The sequence below is a fragment of the Aeromonas sp. S18(2024) genome, assembly GCF_041402525.1.
Classification (GTDB): Bacteria; Pseudomonadota; Gammaproteobacteria; order Enterobacterales; family Aeromonadaceae; genus Aeromonas; species Aeromonas enteropelogenes.
In genome coordinates, this window is the sequence record NZ_JBGLQV010000001.1 from 424,518 (window position 1) to 444,208 (window position 19,691).

Below are 19,691 nucleotides of genomic sequence, written 5' to 3' on the forward strand. Positions count from 1 at the left end.
TGTTTCCTTTCTTCCTATTTCGAGGCATCCCCATCGCTGCCCAGACGGGCGGGCTGGTGGACGCCAAAGGTCGGTGGTGTGAGCGTATTTCTACGATTGGGCTGGTTTTTCAAGGAGCAGTGGCGGCGGTATCTGATCGCCATCACCCTGCTGATGATGGTCGCCATACTGACGGTGATCCCCCCCAAGGTGGTGGGCTGGGTCGTGGATGGTATCGCCAAGGGGGGGCTGGATAATGACACCCTGTTGCGTTACCTGGCCGGACTGTTTGGCCTTGGGTTGCTCATCTATCTGCTCCGTTACGTGTGGCGGGTGATGTTGTTTGGTGCCTCCTACCGGCTGGCCTATGTGCTGCGCAATCGCCTGTTTGGCCATTTCACCCGCATGAGCCCCGATTTTTACCAGCGTCACCGTACCGGTGATCTGATGGCCCACGCCACCAACGACATCCAGGCGGTGGAGATGACCGCCGGGGAGGGGGTGCTGACCCTGGTGGACTCCATGATCGTCGGTATCCTGGTGCTCTCCATCATGTGCAGCCAGTACTCCTGGCAACTGACCCTGCTCTCCCTGCTTCCATTGCCTGTGATGGCGTTTTTCATGAACCGTTTTGGCAAGCAGATCTACAAGGAGTTCAAGGCGGCGCAGGGGGCCTTCTCCCGACTCAACAACAAGACCCAGGAGGCCCTCTCGGGTGTTCGGGTGCTCAAATCCTATGCGGTGGAATCCCTGGAGGATCAAGGTTTTGCCGAGCTGACCCGCCAGGCGGGGGAGCGCAACATGGCGGTGGCACGCATCGACGCCAAATTCGATCCCGTCATCTATCTGTGTATCGGCTGCTCCTACTTCCTCGCGGTGGCGGGGGGCAGCGCCCTGGTGCTGCAGGGTGAACTGACCCTGGGGGAGCTCACCAGCTTCACCATGTATCTTGGCCAGCTGATTTGGCCCATGTTTGCCATCGCCTGGCTGTTCAACATCATAGAGCGGGGCAGCGCCGCCTATTCGCGTATCGAGAGTCTGCTTGCCGAGCGCAGTGACATTGAGGATCCCGAGCAACCGCAGGCGCTCACCAGTGCGTTTCCGCTCAGTGCAAGCGGGGTAGGCTACCGGTTGGAGCAGCGCGACCTGTTGCAAGATATCGATTTTACCTTGCAGCGGGGCGGCATGCTCGGCGTGGTGGGGCGCACCGGCGCGGGCAAGAGCTCGCTACTCAAACTCTTGATGCGCCTAGCCAACCCGAGCGCCGGGCAGCTCACTATGGGGAGCGTGCCTATCGAGCAGCTGGCCCTTGGCGAGCTGCGCCGCCAGTTTGCCTATGTGCCGCAGGAGCCATTCCTGTTTTCCACCACCATCGCCGCCAACATTGCCCTCGGCAGGCCCGATGCCAGCCAGGAGGAGATAGAGCGGGTGGCCCGTATCGCCTGTGTTCACGATGACATCGTCCGCTTCCCCAAGGGGTACGAAACCGAGGTGGGGGAGAAGGGGGTAACCCTCTCCGGCGGACAGAAGCAGCGGCTCGCCATTGCCCGGGCCCTCTTGCTGGAGGCGCCCATTCTGGTGCTGGATGATGCCTTGTCTGCGGTGGATGCCCATACCGAACAGCAGATCCTGCACGCCCTCAAGGCTCATCGCCGCACCCTGATCCTGGTCAGCCATCGCATGACGGCGGTGGAGCAGGCCGACGAAATCCTGGTGCTGGAGCAGGGACGTGTTAGCGAGCGGGGCCGCCACGGTGCCCTGATGGCCCACAATGGCTGGTATGCGGATATGGTCCGTTACCAGCGCCTCGAACAAGACGTGGAGGAGAGCCTGTGAACCCGGCTATTGGACGGTTACTGAATGACTTGTTGCGCCCGTCTTGCGCCCCTGAAACACGCAGTGGGGAGAGTCTGTGAATCCAACGATTAAACGCCTGCTGGCTTATTGCGCCCGTTATCCCGCCTGGCTGACCCAGGCCGGTATTTGCCTGCTGCTGGCCACCGGTGCCGAGGTGGCTGGCCCTCTGCTTATCAAGCTCTTTATCGACGACTATCTGGCGCCGCGCCGGCTGGAGTGGGGCATGATTGCCGCCATTGCGGCAGGCTATCTCGGCCTGCAGGTGGTGTCGGCTGCTGGTTTTTATCTGCAATCCCTGCGCTTCAACCGCATCGCCCAGGCGGTGGTACAGACTCTTCGTGAGCAGGTATTCGCCACCGCCATCCGCCTGCCTGCCAGCTACTTTGACAAGCATCGCTCCGGCTCGCTTATCTCCCGCATCACCAACGACACCGAGGCGATCATGAACCTCTATGTACAGGTGATTGGTCTCCTGGTGCAGAAGGTAGTGCTCCTGTGCGGCATCCTCATCTCCATGGCGCTGCTGGATCTGCGCCTGATGCTGGTGTGCGCCATGTTGCTGCCGGCGGTGGCCGGGGTGATGTGGCTCTATCAACGCTTGAGCGTGCCCGTGGTGCGGGCGACTCGCAGCCTGCTCTCCGATATCAACAGCCGCCTCAACGAATCCTTGCAAGGGATGCCGGTCATTCAGGCTATGGTGCAGGAGCAGCACTTCGCCAATGTCTTTGCCGGGGTCAACCAAGAACACTGGGCCGCCAGGCTCAAGAGCCTGAAGATCAACGGCATCCTGTTGCGCCCGCTCATCGATCTCTTCTACATGATGGTGCTGATCGGCCTGTTGGCGCTGTTTGCTCATGAAGGGTTGAGCGCGGGGGGCGCCATCCAGGTGGGGGTGCTCTACGCCTTTATCAGCTATCTGGGGCGGATGATCGAGCCCCTCATCGAGATGACTAACCAGCTCAACCAATTGCAACAGGCTATGGTGGCCGGGGAGCGGGTTTTTGCCCTGCTCGATGAAGAGCGCGAGAGCACGGCTGGTGATCCTGCGGCCTTGCAGGGACGGGTCAGTTTCGAACGAGTGAGCTTCTCCTACGACGGTGAGCAGCAGGTTCTGCACGAGGTGAACTTTGCCGCCCGTCCCGGCCAGATGCTGGCGCTGGTGGGCCACACCGGTAGCGGCAAGTCCACCATCATCAGCCTGCTGATGGGCTTCTACCCGCTGGATCAGGGCACCATTCGCTTCGATGATCACCCCATGGAGAGCCTGTCGCTCTCGGCGGTGCGTCGCAGTATAGGGCTGGTGCAGCAGGATCCCTTTATCTTCGTTGGGACTCTGGCAGAAAACCTGCGTCTGGGGCGTGACGGTATCGAGGATGGGCGGCTCTGGCAGGCGCTACGGGACGTGCAGCTCGCCGATTTTGTCAAGCGTCTGCCAGCAGGGCTTGAGACCCTGATGGAGGAGGGGGGCAAGAACCTCTCCGCCGGTCAGCGCCAGCTGCTTTCGTTTGCCCGTGCCCTGGTGGGGGATCCGCGCATCCTCATCCTGGACGAGGCGACTGCCAGCGTGGACTCCCAGACCGAGCTGGCGCTTTCCCAGGCGCTCTCGGCGGCGCGCCGTGGCCGCACCACCATCGCCATCGCCCACCGCCTCTCCACCATCGTCGATGCGGACGAGATCCTGCTGCTCTCTCGCGGTCAGGTGAGCGAACGGGGCACCCATGGCGAGTTGATGGCGCTCGGGGGGCACTATGCCCAGCTGTTCGAGATGCAGAGTCAGGGGGCCTGGCTCGAGGAGAAGCGGGCCTGAGCACGGGTCAATTGCAAGGAGTGAAAACGACATCACCGGCCATGGGCCGGTGATGTCGTTTCTGGGGTGTGCTCTTACCCCTGGCTCGGGGCAGGTTGGGGAACTTCCCAGTCTCCCCCCAGGGCCTTGTGCAGCAGGACCACGCTGGTGGCGCTGTTAAGCCGCGCCACGATTTCGGCATCCTGCACGCTGTTTTGCTGGCGCTCAGCGTCCAGCACCGAGAGGTGGTTGACCAGACCGGCCCGGTAGAGGGCCTTGGCCTTGGTGAGGGCGGTTTGCGCCTGTTGGTTCGCTTCGCCAAGATGTTTGCTGTATTGCAGGCTGTTGCCGTAGGCGACCAGGGTGGTTTCCACCTCGTTGAAGGCGCTATTGACCTGGTTCTGGTAGGCCAGCGCCGCCTCTTTCAGCCCCGCCTCCTGGATCTTGACCATGGCATCGCCGCGGCCGCCGTCGAACAGGTTCCACGACACACCGGCACCAAGGGCCCAGGTGGTCGAGCCAGACTCAAAGAGATTGCCTGTCTCGCCGGAGACCAGACCGGGGGCTCCGGTCAGGAACACCTTGGGATAGCGGTCGGCGATGGCCGCGCCCACTTCCTGATTCTTGGCGGCGATGGCCCGCTCGGCGATGGCGATGTCGGGTCGACGGGTCAAGAGCGACGCGGGCAAACCGGTCGGCACCAGCGCCTTCATGCTCGGCAGGGGGGCAGGCGAGAAACGGGCCCGGGTCTGGCTGACGGGCTCCCCCAGCAACACGGCGAGCCGGCTCAGGTGCACGCTCTTGGCAGTCTCCAGCATGGGGATGCTGGCCCTGGCGGCGGCAAGGCCGGCGCGGGCATTGGCCACATCAAGTTCCGAGCCGTAACCGGTGCGCTGCAATGACTCGACCATGGCCAGCGTCTCCTCTTGCTCGCGCATGTTCTTGGTGGCGATGGCGATGCGCTCCTCGGCGCCGCGATATTGCAGGTAGTTGCTGATCACATCGGCCGTCATGGCGGTGTTGAGCCCCTGGCGCATGATCTCGGCCTGCTCGGCGCGAATGGCGGCGGCCTGGCTCAGGCTGTCGATGCGACCGAACAGGTCCAGCTCCCAGGCGGCATTTATCCCGACAAAGGTCTCGGTGGGATCGCGGTCCATCAGCTTGGCCGTGCCTCCCCCGAGCGCCGGAGGCAGGGCGATGCCACTCACTGCCTGTCCCATCAGCGCTTCGTTTTCGCTCAGGCGGATGTCGGCATAGCCGGCTCCCAGGGTCAGGGTTGGTACCTTGAACGACGCCACGGCGCTCTGGTAGGCCTGGGCCGCCTGAATGCGCTGGCTTGCGATCTTCAGGGTGATGTTCTGGCGCTGTGCCCTCGCCACCAGCTCGTTGAGCTGGGGGTCGTGGAACTGGGCCCACCAGGTGTGGCCGGGTTCACCCTCGGTTGTGGTGCCCTGGGCTCCCTGATTGAGATAGACGCTGTTGAGGCGGCTCTCGGGGGGCTGGTAATCGGGGGCCATGGCGCAGCCCCCCAGCATGATCAGGGTCGCAATCGCGCCCATGCTGCGCTTATTCATGGCGGTTTTCCTCTTCGGTAATCTGTTTATGAGCTGTGGCTTCAGCTTGTTGCTCCGCCCGGAAGAAGAGCATGTAGAGCGCAGGCATGATGAACAGCGAGAGCGCGGAGGCCGCGACCAGACCGCCGATGATGGTGGCCGCCATCTGATCGAACAGGCTGTCGGTCAACAGCGGCACCATGCCGAGCACCGTGGTCAGTGCCGCCATGGAGATCGCCATGGTGCGGTTGAGGGTTGCCTCCTTGACCGCTTCGGCGATGGTGCGGCCACTACGCCGTTCCAGCTCAATCTGATCGAGCAGCACTATGCCGTTTTTGATGATCATGCCCGAGAGGCAGATCATGCCGACGATGGCCATGAAGCCGAATGGCTTGTCAGTGAGCAACAAGGCCCAAATGATGCCAATTGATGCCAGCGGCAGCGTGGTAAAGATGATGATGGGCTGACGATAGGCGTTGAACAGGGCCACCAGTATGATGAGCATCATCACCGCCGCCTTGGGGTTCTGCTCCATCAGATCGTCGATGGAGCGCTTCTCGTCGTAGTACTCGCCGCCCCAGTGCATCTCATAACCGGCAGGCAGTTTGATGGCCTCCAGCTGGGGGGCCAGCTCCTTGCGCACCTCGGAAGCAGTAGTCCCCCCCTTCACGTCGGCCTGCACCGTGATGGCCGGGAGCCGGTTGCGGCGCCAGATCATGCTCTCTTCCCCGGTGATCTCGATGCCGTCGATGACCTGGCCAAGCGGCACGCTGTGCTGGCCGAGGACGGATCGCACCGGCAGGCTCTCCAGGTTTTCCAGGGAACCGTTGGCGCTTCGCAGCTTGATGGGGATCATGTCATCCTGATGGCGCAGGGTGCCTATCTGTACTCCTTCGGTGGCGCGGCTGATGGCCAGGGCGATGTCGGTTCGGGTGACGCCCGCTTGGCGAGCGGCTGCCTGGTTGATGATGGGAGTCATCACCTTGCTCTCCTGACGCCAGTCATCACGGATGTACTTGGTGTCGGGATGGGCCTGCATGATGGCTTGCGCCTGTGCCGAGAGTTGTTTGAGCACCTTGGGATCCGGCCCTTCGAAGCGGGTCTCGATGCTGAACTTGTCCTTGGTGGCCAGCTTGAGCGGGCGGAATCTGGGTTCGGCATAGGGGAAGCGGCTTGCGAGCCAGGCATCGCCCCGGGCGACCAGCGGTGCTATGTCGTCAAACTGTCGGGTGTTGATCAGGATCTGGCCATAGCTCTGATCCAGCGGCTCCGGCTCTATGGTCACCGAGAAACGGGGGGCGCTTTCGCCCATGTAGCTGGAGATGCTCGCCACCTCGGGTTGCTGCAACAGCCACTGTTCGATCACCTTCATGTCCTGGGAGACGTTGTCGATGCGACCGCCGCTCGGCAGCCAGTAGTCGAGAAAGACGATGCTGCGATCCGAGCTCGGCATGAAGTTGACCTTGAGCAGGGGGGCGCTTAGCACGGTGAGCAGCAACAGGGGCAACACCAGGGCAAGGGCGCTCTTGGGGTTCTCCACCGTCCAGTTGACAGCCTGGTGATACAGGCGGGCCGCCTTGCTCTTGGGCGCGCAGCTCTCATCCTGGTCAGATGCCTTGATGAAGGCCCAGCACATCAAGGGGGTGACCACCATGGCGACCACCCAGGAGAGGAGCAGGGAGCTGCACAACACCTGGACGATGGAGAGGGAGAATTCCGCCGAGTCGGTCTGGGAGAGCAGCACGGGAGCGGTACCGAGGGAGGCGATCACAGTCGCCCCCAGGAGCGGCAACGCCATCTCCTGTACCGACTCCTTGACGGCGGTGGTGCGTTCTATCCCTTTGCGTAGCTTGGCGGCAAACAGATCCACGATGACGATGGCATTGTCGACCAGCATCCCGAGCGCCAGGATAAAGGAGCCGAGAGAGACGCGCTGCAGATCGACCCCGGTGAGGTTCATATAGACCAGGGTGAACAATATGGTCAGCAACAGGCTGGCCCCGACGATGGTGGCGCTGCGCCAGCCCATGAAGACCAGCAGCACCACCACCACGATGACGATGCTCTCGATCAGGTTGAGCACGAAGTTGTTGATGGACTTCATCACCTCGGTGGGTTGGTAGGCGATGACGCCAACCCCGGTGCCCAGCGGCTGCTCGGCCTCGAATTGCTGCAATACCCTGGTCAGTTCGTCGCCGATGCTGACTACGTTGATCCCGTCCTGGGGGCTGACGGCGAGGGTGATGGCCTGCTGGCCGTTGTAGCGACTCTCGGTCAGGGCCGGGCTCTGGTAGGAGAGATAGACATCGGCCACGTCCCCCAGGCGTAAGGTGCCTGTGCCAGCCCCGGGCTGCCCCGTGGTGAGCATCAGGTTGCGGATATCCTCCACGTTACGGTACTGGCCGCTCTGGGCGACGCGCAGGTTCTCGATGCCGAGGTGATAGTCGCCGGTCTGCACCGGGACGTTCTGACTGTTGAGCTGGGTGACCAGCTCAGCGAGGGAGATGTGGCTCTCGGCCAGGCGCTCATCGGAGACGTCGATGTTGACCACCTGCTCGTTGACCCCGTGCAGTTGCACCTTCTTGACCCCGGGCACCGCCTTGATCCTGCGCTGCAGTTCACGGGCCTGATCTTTCAGCTGGTGCATGGGAATGTCATCGCCATAGACGGCGAACAGCATGCCATACACCTCGGAGAACTCGTCCTGCACTATGCTGACCTGGGCCTGGACGGGCAGCTCCAGCTTGACGTCCTGGATCTTGCGGCGCAGCAAGTCCCACTGCTGGGGCAGCTGGTCGGTGCCGTATTTCTCCTGCAGATCGACGAAGATCATCGAGCTGCCGGGACGGGAGAGGGATCTGAGTTTCCACAGCGACCCCATCTCCTGGATCTTGGTCTCTATCTTGTCGGTGACCAGCTGTTCGACCTCCTGGGCGGTGGCGCCCGGATAGAGGGTGACGACGACGGCGCTCTTTACCGTGAAGGAGGGATCTTCCAGCTTGCCCAGATCGAAATAGGAGTAGACCCCTGCGATGGCGCAGAGGGTGGCAAAGAAGATGACGAAGGTCTTTTGCCGGATGGCGAACAATGAGAGATTCATGACTGGCCATCCACCTGGTTGATGACGGCGATGGCCTGACCCTCTTTGAGCAGGGCGCTGCCGGCGGTGACGATCTGATCGCCTGCGTTGAGTTCACCCTCCACACAAAGGGTGTCGTGGCGCTGGCTGACGATAGTGACGGGCACGTGGCTCGCCGCCGCGGCCTTGATGGCCACCACCTGGGGTTGCCCACCCAGGCTCTTGATGGCCGTGGCAGGCAGGCAGTAGATACGTTCGCTGGCGGGCAGGGCCAGCTCGACGTTGATGGATTTGCCGGGCACCAGCTCGGGCGAGTTATCCAGCAGTTTGAAAGTCACCTTGTAGGTGCGCTTGAGGGGATCCGGCAGGCTGGCGATTTCGGTGCTGACTGCCTTGACGCTGGCCTCCTGGCGATACCAGGTTACATTGGCCTGCATCCCGCTTCTCATCTGGCCAATCTGCTGCTCCGGCACGTCGACCACGGCATCGAGCGCGGTCGGCTGGTGCAGGGAGAAGACAGGCTGGCCCGGCGAGGTTTGTTCGTGCTCCTCGATAAAGCGCTGGCCGATGATCCCGTCAAACGGCGCTTTCAACTCGCTGTAGGCGAGAGCGTCTTCGGCTTGCTTGAGGGATTGCTGCAGCATCTGGACCCGGGCATTGGCCTGGTTCTGGGCGCTGGTGGCGCGCTCCAGGTTGATGCTGGCCATGGCCCTGTCCTGCACGGCCTGGCGGGTGCGGCTCAGTTCGACGACCGCCAGCTTATAGGCGGCTTTTGCCTCGCCAAGCTGGGCCTTGATGGCATCTCGCTGAACCCGGAAATCATGGGGGTCGAGGCGTGCTATTACCTGTCCTTCGCTGACCCTGTCCCCCTCCTTGACCAGGATCTGCTCCAGGGTGCCCGGTACACGAAACGCGAGGCTGGCACTCTGGTGCGACTTGATCTCGCCGCTGAACTTCAGGCTGTAGAGGCTCTTGCTGTCGGAGAGCTGCATGGCATTTACCGGCCGCGGCGCCTTGACCACTTCGGTGGCCGTGTCGGTGCCGCAGCCGGCGAGCAGGCCTCCCAGTATGAGTACCGAGAGGCAAGAAGGGGAAAACAGGGGGTATTGCATGGGGAAAATCCAGTTATTCAGGTGTGATGGATATATGTTATCGAATCCAATTGGTGAGATAATCAGGGCGAAATTGTCATCACTGTCTCAATTTTCGTGACAATGATGAGATAAGGGACGTAGCCGACGTGTTGCGGGGTTGGATGAAGAGGCGGGGACCGAGATGAAGATCGACGATCTCAAACTGTTTTTGTCAGTGGTGGAATTGGGGGGCTTTACCAGTGCCGCCGATGCGCTGAATATTCCGCGCTCCAACGTGAGCCGGCGGATAAAGGATCTCGAGGACGAGCTGAATGTGAAGCTGCTGACCCGAACAACCCGCCGGCTGACCATGACCTCGGTGGGGCTGGAGTATTACAACAGCCTGCAAAACATCATTCCCATGCTGGATCACACTCATGAGCAGATCCGGACCCAGAGTCACGAGCCCACCGGCAACATCAAGATTGGCCTGCTCAATGAATCCGACATCTTCATCCACGATCTGCTCAAGCGCTTTTTGGAGAAATACCCCAAGATCAACATAGAGCTGCACCTGAGCAGTGTTGGCTACCGGGATATCTTCAATTACGGCCTGGATGCCAGCATCCATATCGGTGTGGTGAACGATGGCAGCTTCGTCGCCAGGCCCATCATGCCCTTCACCCGCAAGCTCTATGCAACCCCCCACTATATAGAGCGGCACGGCAGACCTAAGTCCCTCGAGGATCTGCACCAGCACAATGTGTTGACCCTGCGTCTGCCGGATGGCCAGCTGGACAACCGGCTGATCTTCAATCGGGGCGAGGTGGTGATCCACAGCAGGGTGATCTCGAACAGCTCTTATTACATCCGTCATGCGGTCTTTCAGGGGGATGGCATCGGCATCTTGCCGGAGATCATCGTCAAGTCGTTCGTCGAGAGCGGCGAGCTCATCGATCTGCTGCCGGAATATGAAACCACCCTCGACAACATCTGGCTGGTCTATCCCGGCAAGAAGGGGCTCTCCTACGCGGCGCGCCTCTTCATCGACTACATTCTGGCGGAAATGGCGAGCCTGCTGCCCGAGCAGAAGCCGCGGCAGGTGGCGGTGAGAGCGCCCCGCGAATAGCAGGTGGCCGCTGCAGCCTTGAATCCGGCGAGCCATGCTGGCAACATGTTGTTTACATCAACTCATCGGATCAGTTTGCATATGGACTTGCAACGTTTGAAAGCCAACCTGTCGCTGCGGCTGTTTGCCTGGCGCTATATTCCCGTCATCGGATTTTGTGCCCCCGTCATCGAACAGATGGACGCGCGGGCGCTGCGCATCCGCATTCCGCTGGGTTGGCGTACCCGCAATCACCTCGGCAGCATGTATTTCGGGGCGCTGGCGACCGGTGCCGATCTGGTGGGTGGCCTGCTGGTGATGGAGAAAGGGCGGCAGCGGCGCAAGAAGGTGCATTTCGCCTTCAAGGATGTACAAGGGGAATTTTTGAAGCGGCCCGAGGGGGATGTGCAGTTTGACTGCGCAGCGGGGGAGGAGATCGACGCCATGATTGACGAGTCGCTGGCGAGTGGTCAGCGCATCAACCGCCCCATCCGGGTGGTGGCCACCTGCCCGTCGCTAAACGGGGATGAGGCGATGGCGCGCTTCGTGCTGACGCTCTCGATCAAGGCCAGCTGAATGCAAAAGGGCGCTTCGGCACCCTTATTCAAGCAGGGATCAGAGGATCTCGGGGCTGACGCCTTCTTTCACCACGACTTTCATGCCGTTGAAGTTGACCACCTGCTCGGCCACTATCTTGCAGCGCTTGCGGGTTTCAACCTGACCGTCCACTTCCACCAGACCTTCGGCGATCAGCGCCTTGGCGGCGCCGCCACAATCAGCCCAGCCCTGATGCTTGATCAGATCACACAAGGCAACGAAGGGGTGACCTTCGAGCAGAAACGTTTCCATGGGAAATCCTCTAAATGGATGAATGCCGAAACAGCAGGGCGGCCATTTTAGGCAGTTCAGGCAGGCAAGGAAAGGGAAGGGCGGTCTCACGATGGAAAAAGTGGCCTCAAATATGTGGTCCTGCTCATGGAAGCGCGCCTGATCGGACGCATGGTGACGCAACCCGTCAGACCCGGTATGCGCTGATTTGTGCTTGTTGTTAGGATCCTCACACTATTCAAATGACTCAAGGAACGTCCCATGACTTTTTCTTCCCGCGTGTTGCTCGCCTGTGGTGCACTGACCCTGTGTGGCGTGGCCCAGGCCAGTACGCCGGTGCAATTTTCCCTGCCCGGCGTCAATCTGCCTGCATCCCATCAGGTGGAAGGGGGGAGAGCCTCTCTTCTCTATGGCCGAACCGGGCAGGTGAAGGGGATCGACCTGCCGATCTTCGCCCTCTCCGACGTGGATCAGTTTACCGGTTTGCAGCTTGGGGTCTTTCTCGGGGCCGGGCGGGTACGCCACCAGTTTGGCGGGGTGGCCATCAACGCGGTCAACTGGCATGACGGGCAAGATACCGGCGTCAACCTGGGGTTCGTCAACCTGACCAACAATGTGAAAGGGCTAAACTGGGGGGGCGTCAACATAGCCCGGGGCAATGCGCTGGCCAACGTCGGCTTCATCAACTATGCCGAACGTACCACCTTCCAAATTGGCTTTGTCAATGCGACCAAGCATCTGGACGGGTTGCAGATCGGGTTGGCCAACTATGCCGAGAACGGCGTATTCCCCATTCTGCCGCTGGTGAATTTCCAGAAATCCTTCTGACGGCACAATCCGTTTTGCATTAAGGGCCGGTGCTGATTACCCTGTGCCCCTTGAACCCGCGACAGGTGAAAAGGTAACAGATGACGGCAGGGCAGATGAACGCAATCGGAATTGGCTGGGATGTGCGCGGTTGGCAGGGCAGCGCCCAGGCGGTCGCCGTGGTGGGATGGCAGTCGCAAAGCGACACCCTGCACTGGCTGGGGGTCTCGCCGCTGTTTCGCCTGAGCTCGCGGGTGGCGCCGGATCTTGCTTCCTTGCTGCGTCCGGCCCTGCAAAACGAGCTGACCCTGATGCAGGTGGAGGCCTGTTCGCACTTAGCCCTTGGCATCGATGCGCCGCTCGCCTTCCCGCGTACGCTGGGAGATCTGCTTGCCGGCAAGCCGCTCTCCTGCGCCGTGCCGGAGCGGGAAATAGACAACCCCTACGCCTATCGCGACTGCGAGCGCTGGCTGCACCAGCAGTATGGCAAGAAGCCCCTCTCGGCCACCTTCGACCGCCTGGGCAACAACGCGACCCTGGCCCTCTCCATGCTTCCCCACCTCGCGGATCTGCAACTGGTTCCCAAGGTGCAGGAGCGGGCCGAGCGCGCCGTGCTGGAAGTCTATCCGGCTCTGGCAAAACAGGGAGGAAAGGCCTCGGCAGCGCGCCCCGAACTGGCCGCCTTGCTGCCAGAGGGGGTGGTAGCAGGCACAGATCGTTACGACGCCGCCCTGTGCGCCCTGATGGCGCTGCAATATGCCGCTGCTGGCAGGGTGAGCCAATTGCCACCTCTGGTGATGCCACCCGCCGGGATGGCCCGCGACGAAGGCTGGGTCTATCACTTCAACGCGTCCTGCGCCTGATAGCGGGCAGGCTCTGATCCGCCCCGTTTTGGCGGGGCGGGCAAGTGCGCACCAGCTGGCATCATGCTGGTAGACAACGTTGACCGGATCGTTGAAATTCAGTGGCGATATTTTGCTCGTATATGCCATCAAACAAGAGATGACATTCCCCAACTCAATGCCTGTTAACACGAGGCAGCGTTACAGAATGTCGCTTGGCAAGCGCTAAATTGGTCAATTCGTCTGCAGTTGACGATTTTTCTTGTTGTTCGTGCCAGAGAGTGGTGGTGCGTCACTCTCTTCATCCGATATATTGCTTTTTCTCCTGACTCTTCTGTGTGGTGGTGCCGATGAAACGCATTCTCTCAATCCAGTCCCATGTGGTGTTTGGCTGTGCCGGCAACAGCGCCGCCGTGTTTCCCATGCGTCGTCTCGGCATGGAGGTGTGGCCCATCAACACGGTGCAATTTTCCAACCACACCCAATATGCCCAGGGGTGGCAGGGGATGGCGATGCCTGCCGGCCATATCAGCGCCCTGATCGAGGGGCTTGGCAATATCGAGGTGCTAAGCCGCTGCGACGCCGTGCTGAGCGGCTATCTGGGATCGGCCGAGCAGGGGGATGAGATCCTGACTGTGGTTCGGGCCGTCAAAGCCGCCAATCCAAATGCCATCTATTTCTGCGATCCCGTGATGGGCCATCCGGAGAAGGGATGTATTGTCGCCCCCGGTGTTACCCGTTTTCTCACCGAACAGGCATTGCCGGTCGCCGACATCATGGCCCCCAATCTGCTGGAGCTGGAGACCTTGTGCGACACCCATCTGACGGATCTGGCCCAGACCCGTGCCGCCGCCCATCGGTTGCTGGCCCGGGGCGTGAACATGGTGCTGGTCAAGCATCTTGGACGGGCAGCCCAAGACCCCGGCCGCTTCGAGATGCTGCTGGCCACTTCCGAGGGGGATTACCTCATCGCCCGTCCGCTCTATGAGTTTGCCCGCCAGCCGGTGGGGGTCGGGGATCTTATCAGTGCCCTGATGCTGGCCAATCTGCAGGCAGGGTTTGATGCGGTGAGTGCCTTTGAACGTACCAATGCGGCGGTGGATCGAGTGCTGCAGGAGACCTGGCGGGCCGATGCCTATGAGTTGCAACTCATTGCGGCGCAAAGCGCCTTTGCCGAACCGGTTATCCAGGCCCGTGCCGAACGACTGGCGTAAGGAAGAGTGTTGGGATGGCGGTGAGGCCTGTGTGAGCGCAGTGACCTGGGCTCGGATAATCAAGTCAATTAACTGGACAGGCATGTCGCCTTCTCAAGACAGTGCATCCCCCTGATGGGGCAAGCAGCTTTTTGGCGCGTAATAGATAGCGATACTCATCAGGCGAGAAGCTGGGGAAACTCGTCATTTGGATCAATCAGTCAATTTGTGCGGCTGCCAGCTTGAATTTAGAAGTTGTAATTGACCCCCATGATCAACAACGGGATATAACCACCGAAACGTCGGTTGTCACCATAATTATCAAAAGAGATATTCTTGTAGCTAAATTCACCAAATAAGCTCCAATTTCTATTTAACTTTAGATTAGTTGATAAACTATACTTGGCATATTTTTCACGCCATATTTTATTACCGTTTGTATTATTGTCCTTTTTAAATTCACCAAACTCTCCCCATAATGAAGCGCTCAATTCCCCCCAGTTATAAAATACACCTGGTTTAATAAACCACTCTGTTTCATTTTCCTGTTCCTGGTCACCAGCCTTTGGTGACCATAATCCCTCTTGATAGCGAAAATTAAGCCATATGCCACTGCGCTCTGATAGTTTATAGGCAAGGCCTGGTTCAATTTCCCAGTAAGAAAAGTCACCAGTATTTCGCTTATACTGAATTTGATAAAGTCCATAACCATTAAAAGTAAGATTGTCACTAATGTTATAACCACCGAAAATTTTAACCTCTGGCATTGTTCGTTTATCCAGACTCTCTTGTGCTAATTTCACTCCCCAGCCATAATATCCATCATCAGTGTTATAAGCACGATTAGCGTAAATTTCATTAATAGAATTAACACCACGGTTATAATCTGCATGTGTTAGGGGATCACTATATAACTCTTCTCGGCCAGAATAAAATCCTACATCCCAACCAGGCAGATCATCATGACGGAAATTACCTTGGGCTAACGTTATTTTGACTTTTCCTTCGGTAACGCCATCCTCTCGCTCTATATGTTCCACCTCAACGTTGGAGCCAAGCGAACCGTGGAAGCTGGAATCGGATTCTGGTTTTTCTCCCAAGGCAGACATTAACTCGGCAATGGAGTATTCACGTTTGAGCGCTTCTATTTGAGCTTTTAATTTGTTATCTCGTATAGTTTTATCAGCACCCGCTATCGCTTGGTTATAAAATAGTAAGCCAGTAATGCCAAAAATAGCATAAGCGAAATAATTCATCGATTTGCTCCTGAGTATCAAACTAGCCTGAACGACGTTTTTTAAGTATTAATTTTATTGGTGTGTCAATATGCAAGTTGTGGTAACAACAACGTGGCCTGTAATAATAGGTTATGCCATGTTATTTAATCTGGAGGATAACTGAATAACCAAGAATCAACTCATACTCGCCCCCGGCGTGATCGGCTGTGTCATGCTCAGGCATCTTTTAAATGCGATACCTTTATTATTGAATAAATGACATTTTTCTGCAGAGATTTGAATTTTCAGGTTCTGATTGACTGAATGTTGAACGGTACCAGGCACACGGATCAGCAGTTTATGACCACTCCTTTCCAAGCGGGTATAAATCAGTGACTCTGTTCCCAGTCGCTCTATACCTTCAATTATGGTAGTCACTCCGTGATCATCAATATGAATATCCTCCGGGCGAATTCCCAATGTCATCATGGCCCCTGTAGTAGCAGTGGATAATCCAAGGTCTACATCAACGTCGAATGAATGATTACCTACCACAACGCTAGCTTTACCGGGTCGGGTCGCTTTGAGAGTTGCGGGCAATAAATTCATTTTTGGTGAGCCGATAAACCCAGCCACAAATAACGTCTGTGGGAAATAGTAGATATCCAATGGTGAGCCGACTTGCTCAATCACTCCTTCATTCAGTACCACTATTCTATCTGCCAGTGTCATCGCCTCGACTTGGTCGTGGGTAACATAAATAATGGTTGAGTTCAGTTTTTTATGATATTCGGACAACTGTCGCCGCATCCGTACTCGCAGTGATGCATCAAGATTGGACAAAGGCTCATCTAATAAAAAGAGTCTGGGGTCCCGGGCAATTGCCCGACCAATGGCAACTCGCTGACGTTGTCCACCCGATAATTGGCTGGGCCGCTGTTTGAGCAAACTGCTGAGCTCCAGCATATCGGCAACACGCTTGACTCGGGTTTGAATCTGCTCACGGCTGCTCTTTGCCATTCTTAGACCAAAGGCAATATTTTCATAAACTGTCATGTGAGGGTAGAGCGCATAGGATTGGAATACCATGCCAATGCCACGAGCAGTGGGTGACAGATCATTGATTGTTGCTCCATCAAGGCTCATATGTCCGGAACTTATCTCCTCCAGCCCGGCAATCATGCGTAGCATGGTTGATTTGCCACAGCCGGAAGGACCAACAAATACCGTGAATTGACCCTCTTCGATAGTCAGATTTGCATCCTTGATGACATGGGTGCCGTCAGGATAAATCTTATTGATATTGCTTAGTTCCAGCTTGGCCATATCTTTATCCTTATGGTTATCGACTGCATGAACGGTTGAATTATCCCGGCATCATATTTGGCTCCGCGTTTTCGAGCACAGTGGTAAGGTCAAATGTTGCCGTGTCATTAAAATGCCAGTCGGCCTGGCCAACTCGCGCTCTCGGACCTATCCCCACAACCTGCATACCGGCAGCTCTGGCTGCATGAATACCAGCCTCGGCATCTTCCATAACAATGCAATCACAGGTATTGACTCTCAATTGTCCAGCCGCATAAATAAAAATGTCTGGCTCTGGTTTGCTGCGAACTACAGACCAACCGTCACAAATAGCATCGAATAGCGGAATGAGGTCCAACTGATATAGAACGTAGCGCGCATTCTTGCTCGCGGAAGCCACTGCGACTTTAATTCCTCGTGCGTTTAGTTCCAGCAATAACGAACGAATACCTGGTAAAATGTCTTTTTCAGAAAGACTTTCCAATTGCTCCAGGTAATATTTATTCTTGCGAGCCATCAACACGGTCGTCTGTATTTCAGAGAGTTTGGTACCAGCCAGAATAATGGATAGCGATGTCCGGCGAGAAACGCCCCGCAGTTGCTCATTGATCTTGCGATCGAAGTAATAACCCTCTTCATTTGCCATACGCAACCAAGCTTGAAAGTGCAATTCAGCCGTATCGGTGATAACGCCATCCAGATCAAAAATAAATGCCTTACACATGGAATATTACCTCAGTGCTGTCAATAGTGCGGTCTTGACCGGCTATTTCAATGGAGAGGGAATTGCCGGGTTGGCGGTGAATAGAGACAGTTTTATGATCCACGCTTATTTCCAAACGTTGACCTTTATAAAACAGCGGGAAGTTAATTTTTTGCCACTCTCTGGGTAAATTTGGTTTGATGCACAACTTGTCATCCAGAAAACGGACTCCGCCAAAGCCGAGTACTACGCATTGCCAGGTTCCCCCCATGGAAGCAGCATGAATACCGTGATCGGAACTTTTCATGTTTTGGCCAAGATCAATGGTGGCCGCCTGGCGAAACAGTTGGTAGGCGTATTCTGTGTGACCCATGTCGGCAGCCAGTACGCAATGGGTTGAGAGACTCAGGGAAGAGTCATGCAGGGTCTTTGGTTCATAATAATTCCAGTTGGCCAATTTGGTTTCCAGGTCAAACATGGATCCCTGCAGGAAAAACAGCATCATGATGTCGGCCTGCTTGGAAACTTGGATCTGGTTCACTTGATCCAGGTTATAGTCCTGAAAAAGGCCTCCGACAAATGGCTGTTGCTTGTATTTGGTCAGATCGATGATCGCTTTTTGCAGGTAGGTATCATCTTGCGCAATGACCTTGTCTTCCATTCGTGGTTGGGGAAGATAGATATTATCGACTCGTTTTCGCCAAAGAGTAGGGTCGAAAGTCAGATTGGCATTGAGCTTGGCCAGCAGCACCGGGTTATCCATTGACAGTGTATCGTAGCAGCGGATTGCCAATCGGATATTCTCTGCCGCCATATAATTGGTAAAAGCATTATTATCAACATGCTCTTTGTACTCATCCGGCCCGATGACGTTACAGATGCCCCACATATTGCGATCTTCTAGCCAGTCGAGGCGGCTGCACCAGAAAGTAGCTGTATCGAATATAATTTCATAACCCATCTCATCCATGAATAGCTGATCGCCGGAGAGCTGGTAATATTGCCACACGGCATTGGCGATATCACAGGTGATATGTTGTTCAATAAATTCCGACCATATTTTGGTGGATTGACCCGTTATTATGTCTACCGCCCCCCATATAGGGGTGACCTCCTCACCCGTCAGGGCTGATTCCCACGGGAACTGCACGCCCAGATAGCCATTGGCGCGGGCTTTTTTACGCCCCTCAGGCAGCGTTCGGTAGCGATACGTCAGTAGACCACGGGCAACGTCGGGCATGGTGTAGGTGAAAAATGGCAGCATAAACACTTCTGTATCCCAGAAAGTGTGCCCCTTGTATCCCTCACCAGAGAGTCCCTTGGCCCCTATGCTGAAACGGGTGTCATGCATCGGGCAGAAGATGTTTAGCTGATACAGGGCAAAACGTATCGCCAGTTGGTCAACATCAGGTCCGACAATGGTGATATCCATGTTGTTCCAGCGTTTTGCCCATTCGTTCGCACTGGTCTCGAGCAGGACATCGAAGCGCTGTTTCGCGCACGTTTTGAGATGGGCCAAGGTGTGATCGCGCAGGGCTTGCAGCTTATAACCTGGCGTATCGAACTCCTTGTCACGGGATGTATGCACGACCCCCAGCTTGTCGAGGCCAAAGGTGTCACCCGCCTTTAACTCGCATCTGATGCCGGTCCACACCTTGCGGCGTGCCATGACGAGTGTTGGAGTCAGCTCAAGCTCGCGACCGTTGAGTTCATAGCGATGGGTAGTGACAAATACAAAGTCGATGCCGCTTTCGGTGGTGCGTTGCAGCAGTTCGACATAGCGTTTGTCATGGAAGCGCTTTTCGCCTTCGTGGAAGTGTTGTGCCCCCGAGTTGGTGAGCTGGGCATCAATCCCTGAATGGATTTCCACCTCGGCGTCGCTATCGATGGCCCCAATGTGCACGGAGAATGCCATCAGATGCAGATCCGCCATGGAGATAAAGCGACGAAAGCACAGGTGAAAGCGCTTATTGCCCGGGCTGGTCCAGGTAAAGTCACGAATGAGTTCACCGTTTTTTACATTGAGGCGTCGGGAGTAATTAGCAACCTTGCCTTGTTCAAGATGAAAGCGCTCACCATCGATAAATATTTCGATGGCACTCATATCGGCGGCATTTGGCAGTTCGGTAACTTCTGCTTGGTCAAACTTGTTGAAGGTGCCTGCAACAAAGAAATTGCGCGTCTGGCCGACATACTTTTCTTCTGTGGCACTGCGTGCGCTCATATAGCCATTACCCTGGCTCATGACCACTTCGCATTTCCCCTGATAAGCGGGCTTGAACTGTGTCTCTTCAATAACCCAATTTTTCAGTTCTGCTTGCCCGGCATCGTAGCGCATGAACATGATGGAGAATCCTCATC

The 19,691-nt window shown here is 57.1% G+C and carries 15 protein-coding genes; 7 read left to right on the top strand and 8 right to left on the bottom strand.

The annotated features are described in order from the left end of the window. The first annotated feature begins 78 nt into the window (after positions 1-78). Together ACB034_RS01845 and ACB034_RS01850 are read left to right on the top strand one after the other, a co-directional pair. Entirely contained in the window at positions 79-1,815 is a 1,737-nt protein-coding gene (locus ACB034_RS01845; protein ID WP_371171927.1) for an ABC transporter transmembrane domain-containing protein, read from the top strand. Between the two features lie 76 nt (positions 1,816-1,891). Continuing rightward, the gene (locus tag ACB034_RS01850; RefSeq protein WP_371171928.1) at positions 1,892-3,643 is read left to right on the top strand and encodes an ABC transporter transmembrane domain-containing protein; all 1,752 of its coding nucleotides are present in this window, start codon (positions 1,892-1,894) and stop codon (positions 3,641-3,643) included. 74 nt (positions 3,644-3,717) lie between these two features. Here ACB034_RS01850 and ACB034_RS01855 read toward each other — a convergent pair whose 3' ends face one another. From ACB034_RS01855 to ACB034_RS01865, 3 genes are read right to left on the bottom strand one after another with little or no spacing between them, the layout of a single operon-like run. Beyond that, positions 3,718-5,196 carry an efflux transporter outer membrane subunit gene (locus tag ACB034_RS01855; protein WP_371171929.1) on the bottom strand — a complete coding sequence of 493 codons (1,479 nt, stop codon included), beginning with the start codon at positions 5,194-5,196 and terminating at the stop codon, positions 3,718-3,720. After that, entirely contained in the window at positions 5,189-8,275 is a 3,087-nt protein-coding gene (locus ACB034_RS01860) for an efflux RND transporter permease subunit (protein WP_371171930.1), read from the bottom strand. The genes ACB034_RS01855 and ACB034_RS01860 overlap by 8 nt, the downstream gene beginning before the upstream one ends. Continuing rightward, the gene (locus ACB034_RS01865; RefSeq protein ID WP_371171931.1) at positions 8,272-9,366 is read right to left on the bottom strand and encodes an efflux RND transporter periplasmic adaptor subunit; all 1,095 of its coding nucleotides are present in this window, start codon (positions 9,364-9,366) and stop codon (positions 8,272-8,274) included. The genes ACB034_RS01860 and ACB034_RS01865 overlap by 4 nt, the downstream gene beginning before the upstream one ends. A gap of 163 nt (positions 9,367-9,529) precedes the next feature. Between ACB034_RS01865 and ACB034_RS01870 the strand changes: the two genes are divergently transcribed. Both ACB034_RS01870 and ACB034_RS01875 read left to right on the top strand, forming a co-directional pair. Beyond that, a complete protein-coding gene (locus tag ACB034_RS01870; RefSeq protein WP_201939890.1) occupies positions 9,530-10,456 on the top strand; it encodes a LysR family transcriptional regulator in 927 nt (308 codons plus the stop codon). A gap of 81 nt (positions 10,457-10,537) precedes the next feature. Continuing rightward, a complete protein-coding gene (locus tag ACB034_RS01875; protein ID WP_185378247.1) occupies positions 10,538-11,011 on the top strand; it encodes a DUF4442 domain-containing protein in 474 nt (157 codons plus the stop codon). Positions 11,012-11,050: 39 nt separating this feature from the next. Here the strand turns inward: ACB034_RS01875 and ybcJ are convergent, their stop codons facing one another. Beyond that, positions 11,051-11,284 (bottom strand): ribosome-associated protein YbcJ, encoded by a 234-nt coding sequence (gene ybcJ / locus ACB034_RS01880; RefSeq protein ID WP_223377935.1) that lies wholly within the window; start codon positions 11,282-11,284, stop codon positions 11,051-11,053. A 240-nt stretch (positions 11,285-11,524) separates the two neighbouring features. Here ybcJ and ACB034_RS01885 point away from each other — a divergent pair, with 240 nt between their 5' ends. The 3 genes from ACB034_RS01885 (at position 11,525) to pdxY (ending at position 14,126) form a co-directional block, all read left to right on the top strand. Continuing rightward, positions 11,525-12,091, top strand: a complete 567-nt coding sequence (locus ACB034_RS01885; protein ID WP_216992481.1) for a VC2662 family protein — start codon at positions 11,525-11,527, stop codon at positions 12,089-12,091. An 80-nt stretch (positions 12,092-12,171) separates the two neighbouring features. Beyond that, entirely contained in the window at positions 12,172-12,933 is a 762-nt protein-coding gene (locus tag ACB034_RS01890; protein ID WP_371171932.1) for a DUF429 domain-containing protein, read from the top strand. A 329-nt stretch (positions 12,934-13,262) separates the two neighbouring features. Beyond that, entirely contained in the window at positions 13,263-14,126 is an 864-nt protein-coding gene (pdxY, locus tag ACB034_RS01895; RefSeq protein ID WP_371171933.1) for a pyridoxal kinase PdxY, read from the top strand. Positions 14,127-14,353: 227 nt separating this feature from the next. Here pdxY and ACB034_RS01900 read toward each other — a convergent pair whose 3' ends face one another. The 4 genes from ACB034_RS01900 to ACB034_RS01915 form a co-directional block, all read right to left on the bottom strand. Beyond that, complete coding sequence (locus tag ACB034_RS01900; protein ID WP_371171934.1) at positions 14,354-15,361, bottom strand: OmpG porin family protein; 1,008 nt, start codon at positions 15,359-15,361, stop codon at positions 14,354-14,356. 156 nt (positions 15,362-15,517) lie between these two features. After that, positions 15,518-16,648 (bottom strand): ABC transporter ATP-binding protein, encoded by a 1,131-nt coding sequence (locus ACB034_RS01905; protein WP_371171935.1) that lies wholly within the window; start codon positions 16,646-16,648, stop codon positions 15,518-15,520. Between the two features lie 40 nt (positions 16,649-16,688). Beyond that, a complete protein-coding gene (gene pgmB / locus ACB034_RS01910; protein WP_371171936.1) occupies positions 16,689-17,351 on the bottom strand; it encodes a beta-phosphoglucomutase in 663 nt (220 codons plus the stop codon). Then, a complete protein-coding gene (locus tag ACB034_RS01915) occupies positions 17,344-19,674 on the bottom strand; it encodes a glycoside hydrolase family 65 protein (RefSeq protein ID WP_371171937.1) in 2,331 nt (776 codons plus the stop codon). The genes pgmB and ACB034_RS01915 overlap by 8 nt, the downstream gene beginning before the upstream one ends. Positions 19,675-19,691 lie beyond the last annotated feature (17 nt).